Here is a 19,623-nt window from a genome sequence, read left to right as displayed (position 1 = left end):
CTGCTTCAGTGCGCGCCGCCACCCCCGCCGCCGCCAACGCCCCGTATCGGCCGCGACAGCCAGACGACCCCCACCAGCAGGAAGAACAGGCCGGAGGACAGGTAGAACAGGTCGGTCACCGCCAGCGTGAAGGCCTGCTGGTTGAGCATGCGGTCGATGTTCGACAGCGCCTGCTCGCGGCTCATGCCGCTGGCCATGAGCTGGGCGATGGTGCCCACGGCGGTGGCGCTGCCGTCGTTCACCGCTTCGGCCAGCTGGGCATGGTGCAGCGCGGCGCGGCTTTCCCACAGGGTCGTGAACAGCGAGGTGCCGACCGCGCCCGCGGTGATGCGCACGAAGTTGGACAGGCCGGCCGCCGAGGGCATCTGGTCCGGCCGCAGCCCCGAGAAGACGATGGCCTGCAACGGAATGAAGAAAAAGGCCATGGCCGCGCCTTGCAGCAGCGTGGGGATCAGGATGGTCGTGAAGTCGGCCTGGGTGTTGAAGTGGGAACGCATCCACAGCACCGCACCGAAGCCGACGAAGGCCACGGTGGCCAGCCGGCGCGGGTCGATGCGGCTGACGTTCTTGCCCACCCAGGGCGAGAGCACGATGGCCAGCAGCCCCACCGGCGCCGTGGCCAGACCGGCCCAGGTGGCGGTGTAACCCATGAACTGCTGCAGCCACAGCGGCAGCAGCACCACGTTGCCGAAAAACAGCCCGTAGGCGACCGAGAGCGACAGCGTGCCGGTGAGGAAGTTGCGGCGTGCGAACAGGCGCAGCTCGACGATGGGGTGCTGGTCGGTCAGTTCCCAGGCCAGGAAGAACAGGAAGCTGACCACCGACACCACGGTCAGGGCGATGATTTCGCCGGACTCGAACCAGTCGAGTTCCTTGCCCTTGTCGATCATGATCTGCATGCTGCCGACGAACAGCACCAGCAGCAGCAGCCCCACCACGTCCAGCGGCACGCGGCGCGGCCCGGGGTCGCGCTGGTGGTAGATCGACCAGGTCAGCGCCGCCGCGAACAGGCCCACCGGGATGTTGATGTAGAAGATCCAGGGCCAGGAGATGTTGTCGGTGATCCAGCCGCCCAGCAGGGGGCCGGCCACCGGTGCGACCAGCACCGTCATGCCCCACATGGCCATGGCCATGCCGGCCTTGGCCGGCGGGTAGCTGGCCAGCAGCAGTGTCTGTGACAGCGGGATCATGGGCCCGGCCACCAGGCCCTGCAGCACGCGAAAGGCGATCAGCAGTTCGATGTTGGGCGCCAGGCCGCACAGCCAGGACGCCACCACGAACAGCAGCACGCTCATGACGAACAGGCGCACCTGCCCGAAGCGCTGCGTGAGCCAGCCGGTCAGCGGCACCGAGATGGCGTTGGCCACCGCGAACGAGGTGATGACCCAGGTGCCCTGCCCCGGGCTCACGCCCATGTCGCCCGCGATGGCGGGGATGGACACGTTGGCGATGGAGGTGTCGAGCACGTTCATGAACGTGGCCAGCGACAGGGCCAGCGTGCCCAGCACCAGTTCGCGCCCCTGCAAGGGCGGATAAGCCACTGGCCGCGCCGGCGGCGCAGGCGGTGGTGGTGGCGGCGCAGCGGAATCCGGCTGCGCGGTGACCGTGGCCGACATGCTCAGGCTCCGCTGCCGCCCGCAACCGCGGCGTGGGCGCGGGCGCCGCCGCTGTTGGCCGCGATGATCTGGCGCACACGGGCGTCGGCCTCACGGCTGTCCTGTTCGAACACCTTGGTCTCGGCCGGCGGGGTGGTGGTGCTGTCGGCGGCGAGCACTCGGCCATCGGTCTGGCTCACGTCCACCCGGGTCTCCATCGACAGGCCCACACGCAGGGGGTGCGCCTGGAGCTCGGCCGCATCGAGCTGGATGCGCACCGGCACGCGCTGCACCACCTTGATCCAGTTGCCGGTGGCGTTCTGGGCCGGCAGCAGGGCAAAGGCCGCGCCGGTACCGGCACCCAGGCCATCGATCTTGCCGTGGTAGACCACCTGGGAGCCGTACACATCGGCGGTGAGCTCGACCGGCTGGCCCAGGCGCAGCTTCTGCAGCTGGCTTTCCTTGAAGTTGGCCTCGACCCAGACCTGGTCGAGTGCGATCACCGACAGCAGCGGCGCACCGGCCTGCACGCGCTGGCCGAGTTGCACGTTGCGGCGCGCCACATAGCCGTCCACGGGCGCCTGCACATCCACACGGCGCAGCGCCAGGAAGGCCTCGCGAACCCGCGCCGCCGCGCGTTGCACGCTCGGGTGCTGGTCGAAGGCGATCCCGTCGGTGAGCGACTGGCTGGCCGCGAGCTGCTCGCGCGCCGCCTGAAGGGCCGAGCGCGCCGCTTCAGCACTGCTGCGGGCCGCGGTCAGCTGGGCGCCGACGTGGTTGAACTCTTCGCGCCCCACAGCGCCGGTGGCCACCAGCGGCTGGCGGCGGTTCACGTCGTCCTGCAGACGCGCCTGTTCACTCTGGGCGCGGGCCAGATCGGCTTCGCGCAGGGCGATCTGCGCGGCCTGGGTGCGGTTGTTGGCATAGAGCGTGCGCACCTCGCGCACGGTCTGGGCGAGCTGGGCCTCCGCCTGGTCGAGCGCGACCTGCGCATCCGCCGGATCGAGGCGGACCAGCCACTGGCCGGCCTTGACGTGGTCGGTGTCGTTGGCGTTGATGGCCACCACGGTGCCGCCCGCCTGCGGGGTGAGCTGCACCACGTTGCCCTGCACATAGGCGTTGTCGGTGGTTTCGTAGTGATTGAGCACCAGCGCCCAGTAGGCGCCGTAGCCGATGGCCGCCAGGGCAACGGCGGCGGCCACGCCGGTGAGCGCCTTGCGGCGGGCGGTGTTGCCCTGAACTGCGGGCGTTGTGTGGTGGTCGGTGGTCATGTCGGGGCTCTGGAAGCGTTGGGGTCCGGCGGCATCAGCCGCGCAAGGGGGTGGGGGTGTCGGCCGTGTAGCCACCGCCGAGCGCGCGCACCAGGCCGATGCGGGCCACCAGGTCGCGGGCCCGCAGGTCCACGCCCAGACGGCGCTGGTTGAGCAGGCCGGTTTCGGCGGTCAGCACGGTGAGCTGGCCGGTCAGGCCGGCGCGGTAGCGCTGCAGGGCGATGTCGTAGGCCGATTCGGCGGCGGCCTGCGCCTTGGCCTGATCGGCCTGCTGCCGCTGCACCGACTGCAAGCTGGTCAACTGGTCGGCCGCGTCGCGCACCGACTCCAGCAGCGCGCTGTTGTAGCCCTCGATGGCGGCGTCCAGATCGGCGGTCCGGCCACGCAGGTTGGCGCGCAGGGCGCCGCCGTCGAAGATCGGCAGGCGGATCGCCGGCCCCGCGCCGAACTGGCGGCTGTCGGCCTCGACCAGCCGGTCCAGCCCGATGCTCGACAGACCGATGAAGGCCGTGAGGTTGACGTTGGGATAGAACTGCGCGCGGGCCGCGTCCACCCCGCGGGTGGCGGCTTCCACGCGCCAGCGCGCGGCCGCCAGGTCGGGCCGGCGGCCCAGCAGGTCGGCCGGCACCGCAGCGGGCAGGTCGGTCGAGCGCAGGCGCAACAGGTCGGGTGTCAGCGTGTCAAAGCGGTCCTGCGGTTGCGCCACCAAGGCCGCCAGCGCATGGCGCGTGAGGGCGATCTGTTCGTTGATCTGTTCGATCTGCTGGCGCGCATCAGGCAAGGTCCCCTCGCCTTGGCGCAGCTCGACCCGGGTGTCGAGACCGGCGTCCACGCGCTGGCGGATCAGGCCCAGCATCTGCTCGCGCTGGGCAAGGGCGCGCTGCGCCACCTCGCGCTGGGCCAGCAGGCGCCCCAGCTGCACCCAGGTCTGGGCGACCTGGCTGGCCAGCAGGTTGCGGGCCGCCTGCAGGTCGGCCTGCGCGGCGCGGGTCTGACCCAGGGCAGCGTCCAGGGCGGCGCGGTGACGGCCGAAAAAGTCGAACTCCCACTGGGCCGCGACCTGCGCGTTGGCCAGGGTGCGGATGGAGCCGCCCAGCGGCGCGGGGTAGATGCTGGTGGCGCTGAAATGCTGTCGCGTGGTGTCGGCCGATGCGTTGACGTGCAGCCCGTCAGCGGCCTGTTCACCGGCCACCGCGGCCTGTGCACGGTCCAGGCGCGCCTGTGCCACTTTCAGGCTGGGCTGCGACCGCAGGGCCTGCTCGATCAGCCCCGACAGGCTGTCGTCACCCCAGGCCGTCCACCAGTCGGCGGCCAGCGGCGCGGCGGTGGTCTGGCTGAGCCCCAGTTCGGCAGCGCTCAAGGGCCGTGCGGAAGACGACATCCCGCCCGGGCTGGCACAGCCGGCCAGCAGGCTCAGGGCGGCCAGCGCGAGCACGGCAGAGCCCCGGCGGGCAGCAGATAAATGATCAGGCTTCATTTGCTCAGGCAATGATTTGAATCAAAAAAAAGGATTGCCGGACCGGGTCGGTCAGCCAGCATCGCGCAGCGTGTCACCCGTCTCGGCCATGCGTGTCAGGTAGCCCTTGAGGGCCTCCCACTCGGACTTGGAAAACCCGGCGAGGTGGGCATTGAGCACGTCCGACAGGACCTGCGGCACATGCACCAGCGCCGCCTCGCCTTCGGGTGTGAGCTCGACCATCACCACGCGCCGGTCTTCGGTCGAACGCACGCGCTTGCACAGGCCCTTTTTTTCCAGACGGTCCAGCAGGCGCGTCATGGCGCCACCATCTGAATTCGTCCAGCGAGCCAGCTCGGCCACCGTGCTGCGACCACCGTTGGACTGCAGGTGCTTCAGCGGCCCCCACTGGGCGGTGGTCAGGTCGTGCTCGACCAGCCGCTTGTCCACCTGCTGGACGACAGACAGCAAGATCCGCTTCATGAGAAAACCCAGGCTCTCCTCAGCGTTGTAGGTTTCCGCTTGGTAGAACTGGACGGGCTTCGGTGGTCGGGACATGGCGGCGTGTGCAAGGGTGGACACGCGATTATATGTTTGCCTAGTCAATGAATGACCAGGCATCAAAAGCCCCGACAGCGGTCAGGGCCTCATGTGGGCATTCACCACAGGGCCTGCGGCCGACCCTCGCGCAGCACCCAGGCGCGCTGCGCCATGGCGCGCGCTTCCTGCTCGTCGTGGGTGACGAGGATGGCGGTCATGCCGGCTTCGGTGATGCGCTCGCGGAACTCGGCGCGCAGCTGTTCGCGCAGGTCGGCGTCGAGCGCGGAGAACGGTTCGTCCAGCAGCAGGGCGCGCGGCTGGGTGATGAGGGCGCGGGCCAGCGCCACACGCTGCTGCTCACCGCCCGAAAGCGTCCACACGCGGGCCGTGGCGTGGTCGCCCAGACCGAAGCGCTGCAGCATCGCGCGGGCACGCTCGCGCGCCTCGGCCTTGCGCACGCCCTGCTCCACCAGACCGAAGGCCACGTTGTCCTGCACGTTCAGGTGCGGGAAGAGCGCGAAGTCCTGGAACATCAAGGCGAAACGCCGCCGCTCGGGCGGCAAGGCGGTGATGTCCACGCCGTCGAACCACACGCTGCCGCGCTCGGGCGCTTCCAGCCCCGCAGCGATCTTGAGCAGGGTGCTCTTGCCGCTGCCCGAGGCCCCCAGCAGGGCCACGGTTTCGCCCGCCGCCACCCGCAGGCTCACGCCGACCAGCAGCGGCCGGTGGTCCCATTGTTTGGCGATGTCGCGCAGTTCAAGCATGGCGGTCATTCTCGCGGGGGCGGCCTTCGATGAGGGCAAACGCGCCCAGGGCCAGCAGCATGAGCAGGCCGGCCAGCACCAGGGCAGCGTCCAGGTTGGCCTGGCCGGGACGGCCCAGGTGCTGGTAGATCAGGGTGGTGAGCGTGGTCCATTCGGGCCGCGCGAGGAACAGCGTGACCGCGAATTCGCCCAGCGCGGTGGCGGCGGCAAAGGCCATGCCGCGGCGCAGGGCCGGCGCCACCAGCGGCAAGGTGACGCGCCAGAACACGCGCCACGGACGCGCGCCCAGCGACGCGGCGGCCTGGGCCAGGCTGGCGGGCAGGCCGTCCAGGGCGGCGGTGAGGGACTTGGCCACGAACGGGTAGGCCAGCAGCACGTAGGCGGCCAGCAGCAGCGCGAGGCTGGCACTGGCGTCCGGGTAGAGCAGCAGCAGGCCGAAGGCCACCGTGACCGACGACACCACAAAGGGCAGGAAGGCCGCGGCGCGCCAGACCAGGGCCAGCGCGCCCGGCCCGGGGCCGGCGTGGCGCGCCTGCGCGGCCGCGTCCAGCGCGCGCACGCCCAGGGCATGTACCAGGCCCAGCACGGTGGCCAGCAGCAGCGCCAGGGTGGAAAAGCGCACGGTGTTCCACAGCGCGTCCAGCGTGTCGGCATCGGTCAGCACGGCCGCGCCCTGCCCCAACAGCAGGGCCTGCAGCGCCCGCCACACGATGGCCAGCAGCGGCGCGGCACAGACCACGAACAGCACCACCACCGCGCCCAGCAGCGCACACCACTGCGCAGCCCCCTGCGGGCGCTGGCGCGCGATCGGCACCACGCGGCCGGGCGCGGCTAGGCGTTTTTCCAGCACGGCGTAGGCCAGTGCCACGGCGCCGGTCAGCGCGAGCATCCACACCGCCAGCACGCTGGCCTGGCCCAGCTCCAGCTCGTGCGCGACCAGGGTGTAGATCTCCACCTCGACGGTGGCGTAGTCCGGCCCGCCCAGGATGAGCGCGAGACCAAAACCGGCGAAGCAGTACAGGAACACCAGACAGAGCGCCGAGGCCAGCCAGGGCGTGATGACCGGCCATTCGACGCGCCAGAACGCGCGCCACGGCGTGGCGCCCAGGGTGCGGGCCGCGGCCACGCGGGGCGCGCTCACCTGCTCCAGCGCGTCCACGCCGGCGCGCACCACCACACACAGGTTGAAGAACAGGTTGCCGTAGAGCAGCAGCCAGGGCGTCTCGCTCAGGTCCAGACCGGCCGCCGCCAGCGGCCCGCCCAGCAGGCCGCGCGGGCCCCACAGCGCCAGCACCCCCAGCGCGGCCACCAGCGTGGGCACGACGAAGGGCAGCATCAGCAGGCGCAGGACCAGGGTGCGGCCCGGAAACGCCAGCCGGGCCAGCACCCAGGCCACCGGCAGGCCCAGCACCAGGGCCAGCGCGCAGGTGATGGCCGCCTGCGCGAACGACCACAGCACGCGCCAGCGCAGAAAGTCGTCCTGCCACACATCCAGCCAGCGCAGGGGCTCAGCGTCCAGCGCCGCACCGGGCGCCAGCCCTTCGGCCAGCAGGCGCAGCACCGGCGCCACCAGCACCATGGCCAGAAAGACCAGCGGCAGGGCCGGTAGCAGGTAACGGGATCTCAATCCACGCATGAACGCGATGTACCCAGACGAAGGGTCGGAGCACGCGCCGCCACCAGGGCACCCGTGGAACCGGCTTTGCCGGGCCACTGGGTGCGTCCCCCCCGGGGGGAAGCCGCGGAGCGGCGCAGGGGGGTCATCCGAAGACGTTCACTTCAAGACGGTTTTGGTCCAGCGCTGCAGCCAGGCCTTGGACTTGCCCGAAGCTTCCGCGCTGGCCGGGTTGTCGTAGCTGGACGGCTCGACCGCGTGCCGCTTGATCAGGTCCGCACGCGCGGCGCCGACCTCGGCCGGGTACATCCACATCGTGGTCTGCAACGCCTGTTGCACCTGTGCCGAGCGCAGGAATTCGATGAACTGGCCGGCGGCTTCGCGCGCGGCCGGGCGGCCGCCCTTGACCAGGGCCACGCCCTCGACCTGGCGGAACACGCCGCCCTTGAGGAACAGGTTGGCGGTGGGCGATTCGGTGATCTTGTCCTTGCTGTAGAACACCTCGGCCGCCGGGCTGGTGGCGTAGCTGACCACGATGGGCCGCGTGCCGCCGTTGCGGGTGAATTCGGTGTAGTAGGCCTCGGTCCAGCCCTTGACCACTTTCACGCCATTGGCGCGCAAGGCCTTCCACCAGTCGAAGGCTTTTTCTTCACCCAGCCCGCCGATGGTGGCCTGCAAAAACGCCATGCCAGGGCTGGAGGTGGCGGGGTTCTGCACCACCAGCAGCTTGGCGTAGGCGGGCTTGGTCAGATCGTCCAGGCTGGCGGGCAGGGCCAGGCCGCTCTTGGCGAACCAGGCCTTGTCGATGTTGAGGGTGACGAAACCGTAGTCCACCGGCACCACCCCGGCATTCAGCGTGGCGGCCGACATGCGCTGCGATGCGGGGCCGGTGTAGGGCTGGATCACACCGGCGGCCAGGGCGCGCGGCAGCAGGGTGTTGTCGATGCCGTAGACCACGTCGGCAATGGGGCGTGCGCGGGTCAGGATGAGCTTGTTGGTCATCTCGCCGGCGTCTCCGGCCTTGACGATCTGCAGCTTCACGCCGGCGTCTTTTTCGAACTGGGCCAGCTGTTCCTTGGGCAGGTCGAACGAGCTGTGGGTGAGCACCCGCAGCGTGACGGGCGCCGCCGCCAGGGCCACGGGGGCCAGGCCAAGGCCCGCGAGAGACAGGAGAACCGGAAACAGAAACCGCCGTTGCATGTGAAGCCGCCTTTTCATACCAACAAAGCCATGAGGCCAGCGGCTGAAGACCGATCACCGCACAGGGCGGACCACTTCAACACGCTCCCTACGCTGGCACAACCCAGATCAGGTGAGAGGGGTATTTCTCAGCGCTGTGGCCCTTTGGACCACGGCGCACCCCCGGTGGAAGGCGCCATTGTAGGCCGGCCGTACTAGCGAAAAAACAGGCGACGAAATGTCTGCAAAAACCGCTCAAGAAGCGCAAGGATGGTTCGAAACAAAGGGTACCGACTCCCTTTTCGAGTCGCCCGGACATCACAACGACCCCCAGGGAAATGGAAACCGCCATGAACCGCAAACCACTGACCTCCCGCCTGGCCCTGTCGCTGAGCACCCTGACGCTGGCCCTGCTCACCGCTTGCGGTGGCGGCGGGGACGGAGCACCTGTTGTCGGATCCTCCGATTCGCCGGTCCAGCCGGCATCGGCCCCCACCATCTGCGGCGTGGTAGCGACGCCCGTCACCGTCGCGACCGGTCTTGAGCGCCTTGACATCGTCTACGACCTGACGACCGAGATCAACAGCGTCGAGATGCCGATGCGCTTGCTCACCTCGCTCACGGGATACCCCTACGACGTTGGCACGCAAAGTCTGGCCCTGCCGCTGGAAGACCTGCGCGACGTGATGACGCACAGCTACACGCCCACCGAAACGAACGACCGCATGGGCGTGGAGCTGGGCAGCCGCTTTGCGGCCGGCTCGGTCGGCTGCGTCACCGGCGTGAGCCGTGTGAACAACACCGGCAGCGAAGCATCGCCCAACTACCTGCTGTCGTGGACCAGCGCGATGCTGACCGACCTGCCCGTGGGCTCGCTCCCGGGCACCGCCGTCAACGGTTTCGAGTACACGCACAACTTCACGGACAAGCCCGCCACGGCCGTGTTCCGCCTGAGCAAGAGCCAGCTGGGCGACAGCAGCGCGGTGCAGATCTGCCATGTCAACCGCACCGGCGCCATCAGCTGCGAAGCACCGGTGGTCACGAGCGACGACCAGCAGTGGACCTTCAAGCGCGCCATCACCGAGTCGGGCGTCTACCTGCTCTCGGCACCGGTGGAGCCGCTGACCTGATCCGCCACCCCGGCGCGGACACCCCAACAAAAAGGCCCCGAAAGGGGCCTTTTGCATGGGTAGGGTTGCGCCCAGCGGTCCACCGAACCGCTGGCCACCGCAGGGCGATCAGCCGCCCTTCTTGGAGCGCTTGCCGGGGTTCTTTTTGGAGCGGGTGGCGACACCGCGCTCCAGGCTCACGCGCTGGCCACGGCCGGGGGTGGGCAGAACAACGCCGTTGACGGCGGAGGGACGGGGGGTGGCACGGCGGTCGGCTTCGGTGAAGAGTTTGTTGCCCATGGCAGTCTGTCTCTGAGAGGTGGGTTGAAAACCCGTTATTGGACCACAGACGCCGCCCCCTCCCGCCCCGACCCGCCACAGACCGATCAGCGCGCGTTGACCAGGTTCCAGGGCGAGGCCGCGTCGGTGGACAGCGCGTCGTCGCGGTGCACCGGGTAGACCCAGCCCGACGGGCTGCCGCTCTGGGCCGAAATGTCGATGCGCGGTGCCTGCGCGGTGACCTGGCCGAAGATCGTGGCAAACGAGGCGTCGGCCGCATCGCGCCCGGTGCCGATGCGCACAAAGCCCATGGGAATGGCCGTGCCCGAAGGGTCGAACAGGTACCAGCGGTGGCTGAGGTAGACCTCCACATAGGCGTGGAAGTCGGTCGGCCCCAGGGCCGGGTCGGCGCCGAAGTCGATGCCGGTGGTGAAGCGCGCCGGGATGTTCAGCGCGCGGCACATGGCGATCATGAGGTGGGCGAAGTCGCGGCACACGCCCGCGTGGTTGTGCAGGGTGTCCAGCGCCGAGGTTGTGGAGTTGCTGCTGTTGGACTGGAAACGCACCTGGCCCCGCACCCAGTCGCGCACCGCGATCACGCGCGCATGGCCCTGCGGCAGGGCACCGAACAGGGCCATGGCCTGCGCCGCCAGACAGTCGGACTGGCAGTAGCGGCTGGGGTACAGATAAACCAGGGCCTCGGGCGGCAGCTGGGCCACCGGCGTCTCCATCACCATCGCGGGCGCTTCGCTGTGGTGGGTGATGTCCAGCGTGGCGCGGTAACGCACCAGCAACGGGCCGGGCACGGCGCTCAGCCGCAGCGTGCGGGTGCTGGTGACCGGGTCGGTGTGGCTGGTCTGGGGCACGGGCTGGCTGACCAGCAGCTCTTCCCAGACCACCTGCTGCTGGCGCGTCTGCGCGCACTGCAGGTTGAAGATGAAGTCGGCCCCGGGCGGGGTGTGGACCTGGTACTGCAGGTCGATGGCGAGGTGGATGCGGACCATGGGATCACTTTGGAGAACAGGAACAACCCAGGGTGCCGTCAGCGCCGCAGGAGCGGACTTTCCAGCGAACTGGAAAACCCATCATAGGCGCACGCAAGCTTCGGGCCAGTGCGCTGGCGCACACCGCCGATCGGGGTACGACATGCCCATGCCCCGCGGACCGTGTTGGGCCTTGCCCTATGCTGCCTCCTCATGCGCTCGCTGCTCACCACCTTCTCCTGGCAGGAACTGCGCCACCATCCCTGGCGCAGCGCGGCGGCGGTGGTGGCCGTGCTGCTGGGTGTGGCGCTGGCGATGGCGGTGCAGCTGATCAACGCCTCGGCCCTGGCCGAATTCGCCAGCGCGGTCAGCACCGTCAACGGCCAGCCCGACCTGAGCCTGCGCGCCCGCCAGGGCCTGCTGGACGACGCCCTGCACGAGCGCGTGACCGCCCACCCCGGCGTGGCGCTGGCCAGCCCGGTGCTGGACCTGCCCACCAGCGCCCGGGCTGCGTCGGGCCAGCGCGTGCCATTGCGCCTGCTGGGGGTGGACGCCCTGGCCGTGGCCGGCGTCTCGCCCGCCCTGCTGCCGCGGCTGGCCGCGGGCGCCGGCCGCAGCGACCTGTTCGCCCCCGATGCGGTGTTCCTCAACCCCGCCGCCCGCGCGGCGCTGGGCCATGCCCCGCAGCTGCAGGTGCAAAGCGGCCTGCAATGGCACACCCTGCGCGTGGCCGGCACGGTGAACGCCCCCGGCGCCCCCTTGCTGGTGATGGACGTGGCCGCCGCGCAGGCGCTGCTGCAGCGGCCCGGCGCGCTCAGCCGCATCGACCTGCGCCTGGCCCCCGGCGCCGTGGCCGACGAGGTGCTGGGCACCCTCGCGCTGCCGGCCATGGTGCTGGCGCAGCGCCCCGAACAGACCGGCGAACGCGCCAGCCTGCTCTCGCGCGCCTACCGCGTCAACCTCACGGTGCTGGCCCTGGTGGCGCTGTTCACCGGCGGTTTCCTGGTGTTCTCGGTGCTGTCGCTGTCGGTCGCGCGGCGCCAGCAGCAGTTTGCGCTGCTGGGAGTGCTGGGCCTGTCGGCGCGCGAGCGCATGCGCCTGGTGCTGGCCGAATCGGCGCTGCTGGGCCTGCTGGGCAGCGTGCTCGGCGTGGCCCTGGGCACCGGCCTGGCCGCGCTGGCGCTGCGCGTGCTGGGCGGCGACCTGGGCGGGGGCTACTTCGCCGGGGCCGCGCCCACGCTGCACTGGAGCCCCTGGGCCGCCGGGCTCTACGGCGGGCTGGGTGTGGTGGCCGCTGTGGCCGGGGGCTGGTGGCCGGCGCGCGCCAGCGCCCGCATGGCGCCCGCGCTGGCGCTCAAGGGACTGGGCACGGGCGAGCGTGCCGGCCCACGTTCGCATGCGCTGGCGCTGGGCCTGGTGGCGCTGGCGGCGGCCCTGGCCTGGGCGCCGCCGGTGGCGGGCATCCCGCTGGCGGCGTATGCGTCGGTGGGCCTGCTGCTGGTGGGCGGCATCGCGGCCCTGCCGCTGGCCGTGGGCGCGCTGCTCGACCGCATCGCGCCGCGCGTGGCGCGCCATGCCTTGCCGCTGCTGGCGGTGGAACGTTCACGCCGCCAGCGCGACACCGCCGCCGTGGCCACCAGCGGCGTGGTGGCCAGCCTGGCGCTGTCGGTGGCGCTGACGGTGATGGTGGCGAGCTTCCGCGACTCGGTCACCCAGTGGCTGGACGGTGTGCTGCCCGCCCCGCTGTACCTGCGCGCGGGCGGCAGCGGCGCGGGCGAAGGCAACACGCTGCCCGAGGCGTTTGTGGCCGCCGTGGGCCGGGTGCCGGGTGTGGCGCGCGCCGAACCGCTGCGCACCACCGCCCTGCAGCTGAACGCATCCCTGCCGCCGGTGACGCTGCTGGTGCGCCCGCTGGCCGGGGCCGACCGCCCGGGCCAGGTGCTGCCACTGGTGGTCGGCCCACTGCCGCTGCCCGCGACACGCCTGGGCGAAACCGTGGTGCCGGTGTACGTGAGCGAAGCGGTGGTGGACCTGCACGGCGCACGGCCGGGCGGCGATCTGCCGGCGCTCGCGATGGCGTTCGCGGCCCCCGCGGGCACCCGCTTTTTTGTCGCCGGCGTCTGGCGCGACTACGCCCGCCAGCACGGCAGCGTGGTCATGGACCGCGCCGACCACCTGCGCCTGGGCGGCGACCCGCGCGTGAGCGACCTGGCCCTGCACCTGGCCGACGGTGCGGACGAAGACGTGGTGCGCGAAGCCATCCGCCAGCTGGCACGCGAGCAAGGCGCCGACGGCCTGATCGACTTCGCCTCGGCCGGCGAGATCCGCGCCACCTCGCTGCGCATCTTCGACCGCAGTTTTGCCGTCACCTACTGGCTGCAGGCGGTGGCCATCGGCATCGGCCTGTTCGGCGTGGCGGCCAGCTTCAGTGCCCAGGTGCTGGCACGGCGCAAAGAGTTCGGCCTGCTGGCGCACCTGGGCCTCACGCGCCGGCAGATCCTGGGTGTGGTGGCGCTCGAAGGCCTGGCCTGGACCACGCTGGGCGCGCTGGCCGGCCTGGCGCTGGGCCTGGCGGTGAGCGTGGTGCTGGTGCACGTGGTCAACCCGCAGAGCTTCCACTGGACCATGGACATGGCCCTGCCCTGGGGGCGCCTGCTGGCACTGTGTGTTGCGGTGGTGGCCGCCGGCACGGTCACGGCTTGGCTGGCCGGGCGCGCCGCCGCCGGCCGCGACGCGGTGCAGGCCGTCAAGGAGGACTGGTGATGCAGATGCCCGGCTTCAACCGCCGCCAGTGGCTGGCCGCCGGTCTGGCCCTGCCCTGGGCGGCGCACGCGGCACCCGATATCGACGCCAGCGCCGTGCTGCAACCGCGGCCGCTACGCTTCCCGCGCGACCACGGCACGCACAACGCCACCCACACCGAGTGGTGGTACCTCACCGGCCATGCGCAAGACGCGGCAGGCCGACCGTTCGGCTTTCAGGTCACCTTCTTCCGCAGCCGGGTGGATGCGGCGCAAAGCCTGCCGGGGCGCCTGGCCGCACGGCAACTGCTGTTCGCGCACGCCGCCATCACCGATGTGCAGGGCGGCCAGCTGCACCACGACCAGCGCATCGCGCGCTGGAACGGCTCGCCGCCCGCGCAGCGCGAAGGTGGCGTGTGGGCCAGCGACCAGGACCTGCACGTGGTGCTGCGCGACTGGTCTTTGCAGCGCCTGCCGGACGGCGGCTATGTGGCGCAGGTGCGCAGCGACGGGCTGGCCATGGAACTGCGTGCGCAGGCGGACCAGGCCTTTCTGCTGCAGGGCGAGGCCGGGTTTTCGCGCAAGGGGCCGCAGCCGGCGCAGGCGAGCTTCTACACCAGCCACCCGCAGCTGGCGGTGCAGGGCCGGCTGCGCCTGGGCGGCCAGACCTTTGCGGTACACGGCCGCGCCTGGCTGGACCACGAATGGAGCCAGGCCCTGCTGCACCCCGACGCGGTGGGCTGGGACTGGATCGGCATGAACCTGAACGACGGCAGCAGCCTGACCGCCTTCCGGCTGCGCCGCGCCGACGGCAGCGCGCTGTGGGCCGGTGGCTCTTGGCGCCAGGCCAGCGAGGCCCAGCGCACCGGTGCGCGGCACTTTGCCCCCGACAGCGTGGTGTTCGAGCCCCGCCGCTTCTGGACCAGCCCGCGCACCCGGGCGCGCTACCCGGTGGAATGGCGCGTGCGCACCCCCGCCGGCCGGCACACCGTGCGCGCCGTGATCGACCCGCAGGAACTCGACAGCCGCCAGAGCACCGGCACGGTGTACTGGGAAGGGCTGGCCGACCTGCTCGACGAGCAGGGTCATCGCGTGGGCCGCGGTTACCTGGAAATGACGGGCTACGCCCAGCGCCTGGTGCTGTGAGCCACTGGGCGGGCAGTGCGGCGGTTCGCGCGCCGGGTACGCACAAGACCACAAAGACGTGACGCATGTCACCCCGGGGCCGGGATGCGCGGCCTGCAAGGTGCTGCGTGGGCCCACCACCATGCACAGTCACGGGCTGGCCAGCCCCAGACCCCTGGCAGGCCCTGCCCCCACAGCCCACGCAACGCCACCCGTTGCCCTCCGACACCGCTCCATGCCGCCCTGCATCGCCCGACTGCTGCGCGCCCTGCGCCGCGCGCGCCCCGCCCAGCGCCGGGCCGACCTGCAGACCGTTCGCAGCGCCCTGCTGGCGGCCGTCGACGACTGCCAGGGTCCGGATGCCGAGCAGCTCAAACGCCAGCTGGGCACCGCGCGCCAGCACCGCGACCTGTGGATGCTGCGCAGCGGTACCTACCGGCTGATCGCGCTGCAGCATTGCCAGGCCATCGCCGACGGGCGCATGCACGGCCTGCTGCACCTGTTTGAAGGCTGGGTGGACCCCAAAGAACTCAGGCGAATGGTCTGAACGGCGGGGGCGGGCGACCGTCTGTCGCCAAACCGACAACCGCCCCTAAAAATGCAGGTGCACAGCGCAACCGATTGCGCTATGCTGCACCGCAACATGAACACCCATCCCGCGCCCCTTCAGCTCAGCCTGGAAGATCTGCTGGGCGACATGCAACACGCCCGACGCCACCAGGACATGAGCCGGCTGGCCTTGCTGGCCTATTGCGAAGTGCGCCGCTGGGCCCGCCAGGCCGGCGAGCTGGCGCTGGCCGAGAGCGCGGCCGCCCTGGTCACGCGCAGCCCGCAAGCCACCCGGGAGCAGTTCATGGCCGAGGTCGACGAACTGATCGGACAGCTGCGAGAAGCCCACGAGCGCCTGGTGGCCGCCACCGCCACGTCCGACTGACCACCCCAACCGGGCGGGGCCGGGCCCAACCCGGCACAAACCCGGCACACTGGCGGCCATGAACGCCCGCACCGCCCCCGCACGCCCCCCCGCCCAGGGCCCAGGCCCGCTCACCGGCCTGCTCCCGTTTTTGCGCCCCTACCGCCTGCAGATCGCGCTGGCCGCCCTGTTCCTGGTGCTGGCCGCCGCCGCGACGCTGCTGTTCCCGGTGGCGCTGCGCGACCTGATCGATGGCGGCCTGGTGCCGGCCGAGCGCAGCGCGCAAACCCTCGCGTTGCGGGGCCACTTCCTGCAACTCTTCGGCGTGGCCGTCGCCCTGGGCGCGTTCTCGGCCGGGCGCTTTTACCTGGTCAGCTGGCTGGGCGAGCGCATCACGGCCGACCTGCGCGACGCGGTCTACAGCCACGTGCTGCGCCAGAGCCCGCAGTTTTTTGAAACCACGCAGACGGGTGAAGTCCTCTCGCGCCTGACCACCGACACCACCCTGGTGCAGACCGTCGTGGGCTCGTCGTTGTCCATGGGCCTGCGCAACGCGGTGATGGGCCTCGGCGCCCTGCTCATGCTGGTGTGGACCAACCCCTACGTGATGCTGCAGGTGTCGCTGATCATCGTGCTGGTGGTGCTGCCCAGCATGTGGTTTGGCCGGCGCGTGCGCAAGCTCTCGCGCGCCAGCCAGGACCGCGTGGCCGACAGCAGCGCCATCGCCGCCGAGGTGCTCAACGCCATCCCCATCGTGCAGAGTTACACCGCCGAAGACCGCGAAGCGCAGCGCTTTGCCGATTCGACCGAGCAGGCCTTTGGCACCGCCGTCAAACGCAGCCGTGCGCGCGCCGGCCTGGTGGCCTTCATCATCATCAGCACCGCGGCCCTGCTGCTGTGGGGCCTGTACCAGGGCACACAGGCGGTGCTGGCGGGCGACATCAGCGCCGGCCACCTGGGGCAGACCGTCGTCTACATCATCATCCTGGCCGGCGCGGTGGCGGTGCTGGGCGAGGTGTACGGCGACCTGCTGCGCGCCGCCGGCGCCAGCGAACGGCTGATGGAGCTGCTGCACCTGCGCTCACCGGTGCAGTCCCCGGCCCGGCCGGTGCAGGCGCCCTGGCCGGCCGGCGGCAGTGCGCTGGTGTTTGACGCGGTGCGCTTCCACTACCCTTCGCGCCCCGCACAGCCGGCTCTGCAGGACTTTGCCCTGACGGTGCAACCCGGGCAGACCGTGGCCCTGGTCGGCCCCAGCGGCGCGGGCAAGAGCACGGTGTTCGGCCTGCTGCTGCGCTGGTACGACCCGCAGGCGGGCCAGATCGTGCTCGATGGCGTGCCCATCCAGCAGATGGACCTGCAGGCCTTGCGCGCGCGCATCGGCACCGTGCCGCAGGACCCGGTGATTTTTTCCAGCAGCGCGCTGGAGAACATCCGCTACGGCCGCCCCGACGCCAGCGACGACGAGGTGCGCGCCGCCGCACAGGCGGCCTTCGCCGACGAGTTCATCACCCAGCTGCCCGAGGGCTACCACACCTACCTGGGCGAGCGGGGCGTGCGCCTCTCGGGCGGGCAGCGCCAGCGCATCGCCATCGCGCGCGCCATGCTCAAGAACCCGCCGCTGCTGCTGCTGGACGAAGCCACCAGTGCGCTGGACGCGCAAAGCGAACGCATGGTGCAGGCCGCGCTGGAATCGGCCATGAAAGACCGCACCACGCTGGTCATCGCCCACCGCCTGGCCACCGTTCAGAAGGCCGACCACATCGTGGTGCTGGACCACGGCCGGCTGGTGGAGCACGGCACGCACGCCCAGCTGGTGGCGCAGGGCGGGGTGTATGCGGGGTTGGCGGCGCTGCAGTTCAACACTTGAAACGCCCCCACGCTCCGCCGCTGCGCGGGTCGCTGCCCCCCAGGGGGGCTGTTTCGCCTTGGGAGCGGCCCGTCGGCGAAACGGCTGCCCCCACGCGCCGCCGCTGCGGGGCGTGGCTCAGCAGAACATCAGCGCCAGCCAGGCCGGGTCGTCGAGCAGGTGGAACGTGATCCAGTCCGAGGCCCGGTACACCCACCCACGCAGTGGCTCGGCATCCACCGAAAGCAGTGCGTCGATCATCCGGCGTGGTGGCAAGCCACCTGCCGCCCTTCCAGCGGCCGCAGCAACGGCAGCTCACTTTCGCAGCGCCCATCCGCCTTGGGGCAGCGCTTGTGAAAGGCACAGCCCGAGGGCGGGTTCAACGGGCTGGGCAGCTCGCCGTGGATCTTGATCTTCTTCTGGCGCTGCGCCGGGTCGATGGACGGCGTGGCCGACAGCAGGGCCTGCGTGTAGGGGTGCAGCGCGTTGGCGAACAGGGTGGCCTTGGGGCCGGCCTCCACCACCCGCCCCAGGTACATGACCATCACGTCGTTGGCGATGTGCTCGACCACCGCCAGGTTGTGCGAGACGAACACATAGGCGGTCTGCAACTGCTCCTGCAGGTCCATGAACAGGTTGAGCACCTGGGCCTGGATGGACACGTCCAGCGCCGAAGTCGGCTCGTCCGCCACCAGGATCTTGGGCTGCAGCACCATGGCGCGCGCGATGGCGATGCGCTGGCGCTGCCCGCCCGAGAACATGTGGGCGTAGCGGTCGTAGTGCTCGGGCCGCAGGCCCACGCGCTGCAGGATGTCCTGCACCTTCTGCTGGCGCTCGGCCGCACTCAACGGGGTGTTGAGCAGCAGCGGCTCGGCGATCTGGTGGCCGATCTTCTGCCGCGGGTTGAGCGAGGCGTAGGGGTTCTGGAACACCATCTGCACCTGGCTGCGCAGGCGCTTGTACTGCGCACGGTCGCCCGGCTGCACCCATTCCTCGCCCACGCGTAACCGGCCTTCGGTGGGGGGCTCGATCAGGGTGAGCTGGCGCGCCAGCGTGCTCTTGCCGCAGCCCGATTCGCCGACCACGGCCAGGGTCTTGCCGGCCTCCAGCTGGAACGACACATCGACCAGGGCCTTGACGGTGAGCTGGGGCTTCATGAAGCCTTGGGCCACACCGTAGTGGCGTGTCAGGCCCTCGGCCTGCATCACGGTGTTCGTCATGCGGCCACCTTCTCTTCGGTCATGGGAAAAAAGCAACGGGTCAGCATGCCATGCGCGTTCACCAGTGCGGGGCGTTCGTTGCGGCAACGGTCCTGCACCCGCGGGCAGCGGGGTGAGAGCAGGCAGCCCGCCGGCCGGTCGTGCTGGCCGGGCACGATGCCGGGCAGTGTGTGCAGGCGGCGCGCGCCGCGGCTGTGCTCGGGCACGCTCTGCAGCAGGGCATGGGTGTAGGGGTGCGTGGGGGCGGCGAACAGCGCGTCCACCGCGCCTTGCTCCACCACCTGACCGGCGTACATCACGGCCACGCGCTGGGCCACTTCGGCCACCACCGCCAGGTCGTGCGTGATCAGCACCAGCGCCATGTTGTGGGCGCGCTGCAGCTGCACCAGCAGCTCCATGATCTGCGCCTGGATGGTCACGTCCAGCGCGGTGGTGGGTTCATCGGCGATCAGCAGCTTGGGCTTGCAGGCGATAGCGATCGCGATCATCACGCGCTGCGCCATGCCGCCCGAGAACTGGTGCGGATAGCTTTCGAGCCGGCTCGCGGCGGCGGGGATCTCCACCATCTGCAGCAGTTCGATGGCGCGCGCACGCGCCGCCGCCCCGCGCAGCCCCATGTGTTCGCGCAACACTTCCTCGATCTGGAAGCCCACCGTGAAGCAGGGGTTGAGCGAGGTCATCGGGTCCTGGAAGATCATGGCCATGTCCTTGCCCAGGATCTTGCGACGCTGCCGGGCGGAGATGGTCTGCAGGTCCTGGCCGTCGAAGCGCAGGCGGTCGGCCGCGATGTGACCCTGGCCGGCCAGCAGGCCCATCAGCGCCATCATGGACACCGATTTGCCCGAGCCGGATTCGCCCACGATGCCGATCACCTGGCCCTGTTCGAGCTGCAGGTCCAGCCCGTCCACGGCGCGGAAGGCGCGGCCTTTGGCGCCGAATTCGACGCTCAGGTTCTGAATGTCAAGGAGACTCATGGTGTGTGTTCCC

18 protein-coding genes and 1 riboswitch are annotated in these 19,623 nt (G+C 70.7%); of the genes, 6 read left to right on the top strand and 12 right to left on the bottom strand.

Annotation, left to right across the window (positions count from 1 at the left end; translation table 11 throughout):
* Window positions 1-5 precede the first annotated feature (5 nt).
* The 7 genes from RMP09_RS18545 to RMP09_RS18515 form a co-directional block, all read right to left on the bottom strand.
* Window positions 6-1,616: a DHA2 family efflux MFS transporter permease subunit gene (locus RMP09_RS18545; RefSeq protein WP_310567454.1), complete on the bottom strand. Its 1,611-nt coding sequence runs from the start codon at window positions 1,614-1,616 to the stop codon at window positions 6-8.
* Window positions 1,617-1,618: 2 nt separating this feature from the next.
* On the bottom strand, window positions 1,619-2,866 hold the full coding sequence (locus RMP09_RS18540; RefSeq protein WP_310567453.1) for an efflux RND transporter periplasmic adaptor subunit: 1,248 nt from the start codon (window positions 2,864-2,866) through the stop codon (window positions 1,619-1,621).
* A gap of 34 nt (window positions 2,867-2,900) precedes the next feature.
* Window positions 2,901-4,343, bottom strand: coding sequence for an efflux transporter outer membrane subunit (locus tag RMP09_RS18535; RefSeq protein WP_310567452.1), 1,443 nt, complete (start codon window positions 4,341-4,343; stop codon window positions 2,901-2,903).
* Window positions 4,344-4,394: 51 nt separating this feature from the next.
* Window positions 4,395-4,805, bottom strand: coding sequence for a MarR family transcriptional regulator (locus RMP09_RS18530; RefSeq protein ID WP_310567451.1), 411 nt, complete (start codon window positions 4,803-4,805; stop codon window positions 4,395-4,397).
* A 176-nt stretch (window positions 4,806-4,981) separates the two neighbouring features.
* Window positions 4,982-5,626, bottom strand: coding sequence for an ABC transporter ATP-binding protein (locus RMP09_RS18525; RefSeq protein WP_310567450.1), 645 nt, complete (start codon window positions 5,624-5,626; stop codon window positions 4,982-4,984).
* Window positions 5,619-7,262 carry an iron ABC transporter permease gene (locus RMP09_RS18520; protein ID WP_310567449.1) on the bottom strand — a complete coding sequence of 548 codons (1,644 nt, stop codon included), beginning with the start codon at window positions 7,260-7,262 and terminating at the stop codon, window positions 5,619-5,621. Before RMP09_RS18520 ends, RMP09_RS18525 begins: the two co-directional genes overlap by 8 nt.
* Window positions 7,263-7,400: 138 nt before the next feature.
* Window positions 7,401-8,441 (bottom strand): thiamine ABC transporter substrate-binding protein, encoded by a 1,041-nt coding sequence (locus RMP09_RS18515; protein WP_310567448.1) that lies wholly within the window; start codon window positions 8,439-8,441, stop codon window positions 7,401-7,403.
* 67 nt (window positions 8,442-8,508) lie between these two features.
* Window positions 8,509-8,615, bottom strand: a riboswitch (TPP riboswitch).
* A 155-nt stretch (window positions 8,616-8,770) separates the two neighbouring features.
* Here RMP09_RS18515 and RMP09_RS18510 point away from each other — a divergent pair.
* The gene (locus RMP09_RS18510) at window positions 8,771-9,550 is read left to right on the top strand and encodes a hypothetical protein (protein ID WP_310567447.1); all 780 of its coding nucleotides are present in this window, start codon (window positions 8,771-8,773) and stop codon (window positions 9,548-9,550) included.
* A 108-nt stretch (window positions 9,551-9,658) separates the two neighbouring features.
* Here RMP09_RS18510 and RMP09_RS18505 read toward each other — a convergent pair whose 3' ends face one another.
* Together RMP09_RS18505 and RMP09_RS18500 are read right to left on the bottom strand one after the other, a co-directional pair.
* Entirely contained in the window at window positions 9,659-9,829 is a 171-nt protein-coding gene (locus RMP09_RS18505) for a hypothetical protein (RefSeq protein WP_310567446.1), read from the bottom strand.
* Window positions 9,830-9,915: 86 nt separating this feature from the next.
* Window positions 9,916-10,812, bottom strand: coding sequence for a transglutaminase family protein (locus RMP09_RS18500; RefSeq protein WP_310567445.1), 897 nt, complete (start codon window positions 10,810-10,812; stop codon window positions 9,916-9,918).
* Window positions 10,813-11,004: 192 nt separating this feature from the next.
* Here RMP09_RS18500 and RMP09_RS18495 point away from each other — a divergent pair, with 192 nt between their 5' ends.
* The 5 genes from RMP09_RS18495 to RMP09_RS18475 all read left to right on the top strand — a co-directional run bounded on the left by RMP09_RS18495 (window position 11,005) and on the right by RMP09_RS18475 (window position 17,437).
* A complete protein-coding gene (locus RMP09_RS18495; protein ID WP_310567444.1) occupies window positions 11,005-13,554 on the top strand; it encodes an ABC transporter permease in 2,550 nt (849 codons plus the stop codon).
* Window positions 13,554-14,678 carry a carotenoid 1,2-hydratase gene (locus tag RMP09_RS18490; protein WP_310567443.1) on the top strand — a complete coding sequence of 375 codons (1,125 nt, stop codon included), beginning with the start codon at window positions 13,554-13,556 and terminating at the stop codon, window positions 14,676-14,678. The genes RMP09_RS18495 and RMP09_RS18490 overlap by 1 nt, the downstream gene beginning before the upstream one ends.
* Window positions 14,679-14,892: 214 nt before the next feature.
* Window positions 14,893-15,204, top strand: coding sequence for a hypothetical protein (locus RMP09_RS18485; protein WP_310567442.1), 312 nt, complete (start codon window positions 14,893-14,895; stop codon window positions 15,202-15,204).
* A 96-nt stretch (window positions 15,205-15,300) separates the two neighbouring features.
* Entirely contained in the window at window positions 15,301-15,591 is a 291-nt protein-coding gene (locus RMP09_RS18480; protein WP_310567441.1) for a hypothetical protein, read from the top strand.
* A gap of 58 nt (window positions 15,592-15,649) precedes the next feature.
* Complete coding sequence (locus RMP09_RS18475; RefSeq protein WP_310567440.1) at window positions 15,650-17,437, top strand: ABC transporter transmembrane domain-containing protein; 1,788 nt, start codon at window positions 15,650-15,652, stop codon at window positions 17,435-17,437.
* Window positions 17,438-17,554: 117 nt separating this feature from the next.
* On the opposite strand, the gene RMP09_RS18470 is transcribed toward RMP09_RS18475, so the two are convergent.
* Genes RMP09_RS18470 through RMP09_RS18460 form a run of 3 tightly spaced genes read right to left on the bottom strand, consistent with a single transcriptional unit; the run spans window position 17,555 to window position 19,610 of the window.
* Window positions 17,555-17,677 carry a hypothetical protein gene (locus tag RMP09_RS18470; RefSeq protein WP_310567439.1) on the bottom strand — a complete coding sequence of 41 codons (123 nt, stop codon included), beginning with the start codon at window positions 17,675-17,677 and terminating at the stop codon, window positions 17,555-17,557.
* Window positions 17,674-18,636, bottom strand: coding sequence for a dipeptide ABC transporter ATP-binding protein (locus tag RMP09_RS18465; RefSeq protein ID WP_310567438.1), 963 nt, complete (start codon window positions 18,634-18,636; stop codon window positions 17,674-17,676). Before RMP09_RS18465 ends, RMP09_RS18470 begins: the two co-directional genes overlap by 4 nt.
* Window positions 18,633-19,610: an oligopeptide/dipeptide ABC transporter ATP-binding protein gene (locus tag RMP09_RS18460; RefSeq protein ID WP_310567437.1), complete on the bottom strand. Its 978-nt coding sequence runs from the start codon at window positions 19,608-19,610 to the stop codon at window positions 18,633-18,635. The genes RMP09_RS18465 and RMP09_RS18460 overlap by 4 nt, the downstream gene beginning before the upstream one ends.
* Window positions 19,611-19,623: the final 13 nt, after the last annotated feature.

The organism is Hydrogenophaga sp., from assembly GCF_031426985.1.
GTDB lineage: Bacteria > Pseudomonadota > Gammaproteobacteria > Burkholderiales > Burkholderiaceae_C > Hydrogenophaga.
Note: the sequence above shows the minus strand (reverse complement) of the source record. Positions and strands in the feature narration are given on the sequence as shown.

Coding starts and splice junctions, on each gene's coding strand:
- RMP09_RS18530 (WP_310567451.1), bottom strand. CDS start 4,805: ATGAAGCGGATCTTGCTGTCTGTCGTCCAGCAGGTGGACAAGCGGCTG.
- RMP09_RS18510 (WP_310567447.1), top strand. CDS start 8,771: ATGAACCGCAAACCACTGACCTCCCGCCTGGCCCTGTCGCTGAGCACC.
- RMP09_RS18545 (WP_310567454.1), bottom strand. CDS start 1,616: ATGTCGGCCACGGTCACCGCGCAGCCGGATTCCGCTGCGCCGCCACCA.
- RMP09_RS18540 (WP_310567453.1), bottom strand. CDS start 2,866: ATGACCACCGACCACCACACAACGCCCGCAGTTCAGGGCAACACCGCC.
- RMP09_RS18515 (WP_310567448.1), bottom strand. CDS start 8,441: ATGCAACGGCGGTTTCTGTTTCCGGTTCTCCTGTCTCTCGCGGGCCTT.
- RMP09_RS18495 (WP_310567444.1), top strand. CDS start 11,005: ATGCGCTCGCTGCTCACCACCTTCTCCTGGCAGGAACTGCGCCACCAT.
- RMP09_RS18465 (WP_310567438.1), bottom strand. CDS start 18,636: ATGACGAACACCGTGATGCAGGCCGAGGGCCTGACACGCCACTACGGT.
- RMP09_RS18525 (WP_310567450.1), bottom strand. CDS start 5,626: ATGCTTGAACTGCGCGACATCGCCAAACAATGGGACCACCGGCCGCTG.
- RMP09_RS18475 (WP_310567440.1), top strand. CDS start 15,650: ATGAACGCCCGCACCGCCCCCGCACGCCCCCCCGCCCAGGGCCCAGGC.
- RMP09_RS18500 (WP_310567445.1), bottom strand. CDS start 10,812: ATGGTCCGCATCCACCTCGCCATCGACCTGCAGTACCAGGTCCACACC.
- RMP09_RS18460 (WP_310567437.1), bottom strand. CDS start 19,610: ATGAGTCTCCTTGACATTCAGAACCTGAGCGTCGAATTCGGCGCCAAA.
- RMP09_RS18520 (WP_310567449.1), bottom strand. CDS start 7,262: ATGCGTGGATTGAGATCCCGTTACCTGCTACCGGCCCTGCCGCTGGTC.
- RMP09_RS18485 (WP_310567442.1), top strand. CDS start 14,893: ATGCCGCCCTGCATCGCCCGACTGCTGCGCGCCCTGCGCCGCGCGCGC.
- RMP09_RS18505 (WP_310567446.1), bottom strand. CDS start 9,829: ATGGGCAACAAACTCTTCACCGAAGCCGACCGCCGTGCCACCCCCCGT.
- RMP09_RS18490 (WP_310567443.1), top strand. CDS start 13,554: ATGCAGATGCCCGGCTTCAACCGCCGCCAGTGGCTGGCCGCCGGTCTG.
- RMP09_RS18480 (WP_310567441.1), top strand. CDS start 15,301: ATGAACACCCATCCCGCGCCCCTTCAGCTCAGCCTGGAAGATCTGCTG.
- RMP09_RS18535 (WP_310567452.1), bottom strand. CDS start 4,343: ATGAAGCCTGATCATTTATCTGCTGCCCGCCGGGGCTCTGCCGTGCTC.
- RMP09_RS18470 (WP_310567439.1), bottom strand. CDS start 17,677: ATGATCGACGCACTGCTTTCGGTGGATGCCGAGCCACTGCGTGGGTGG.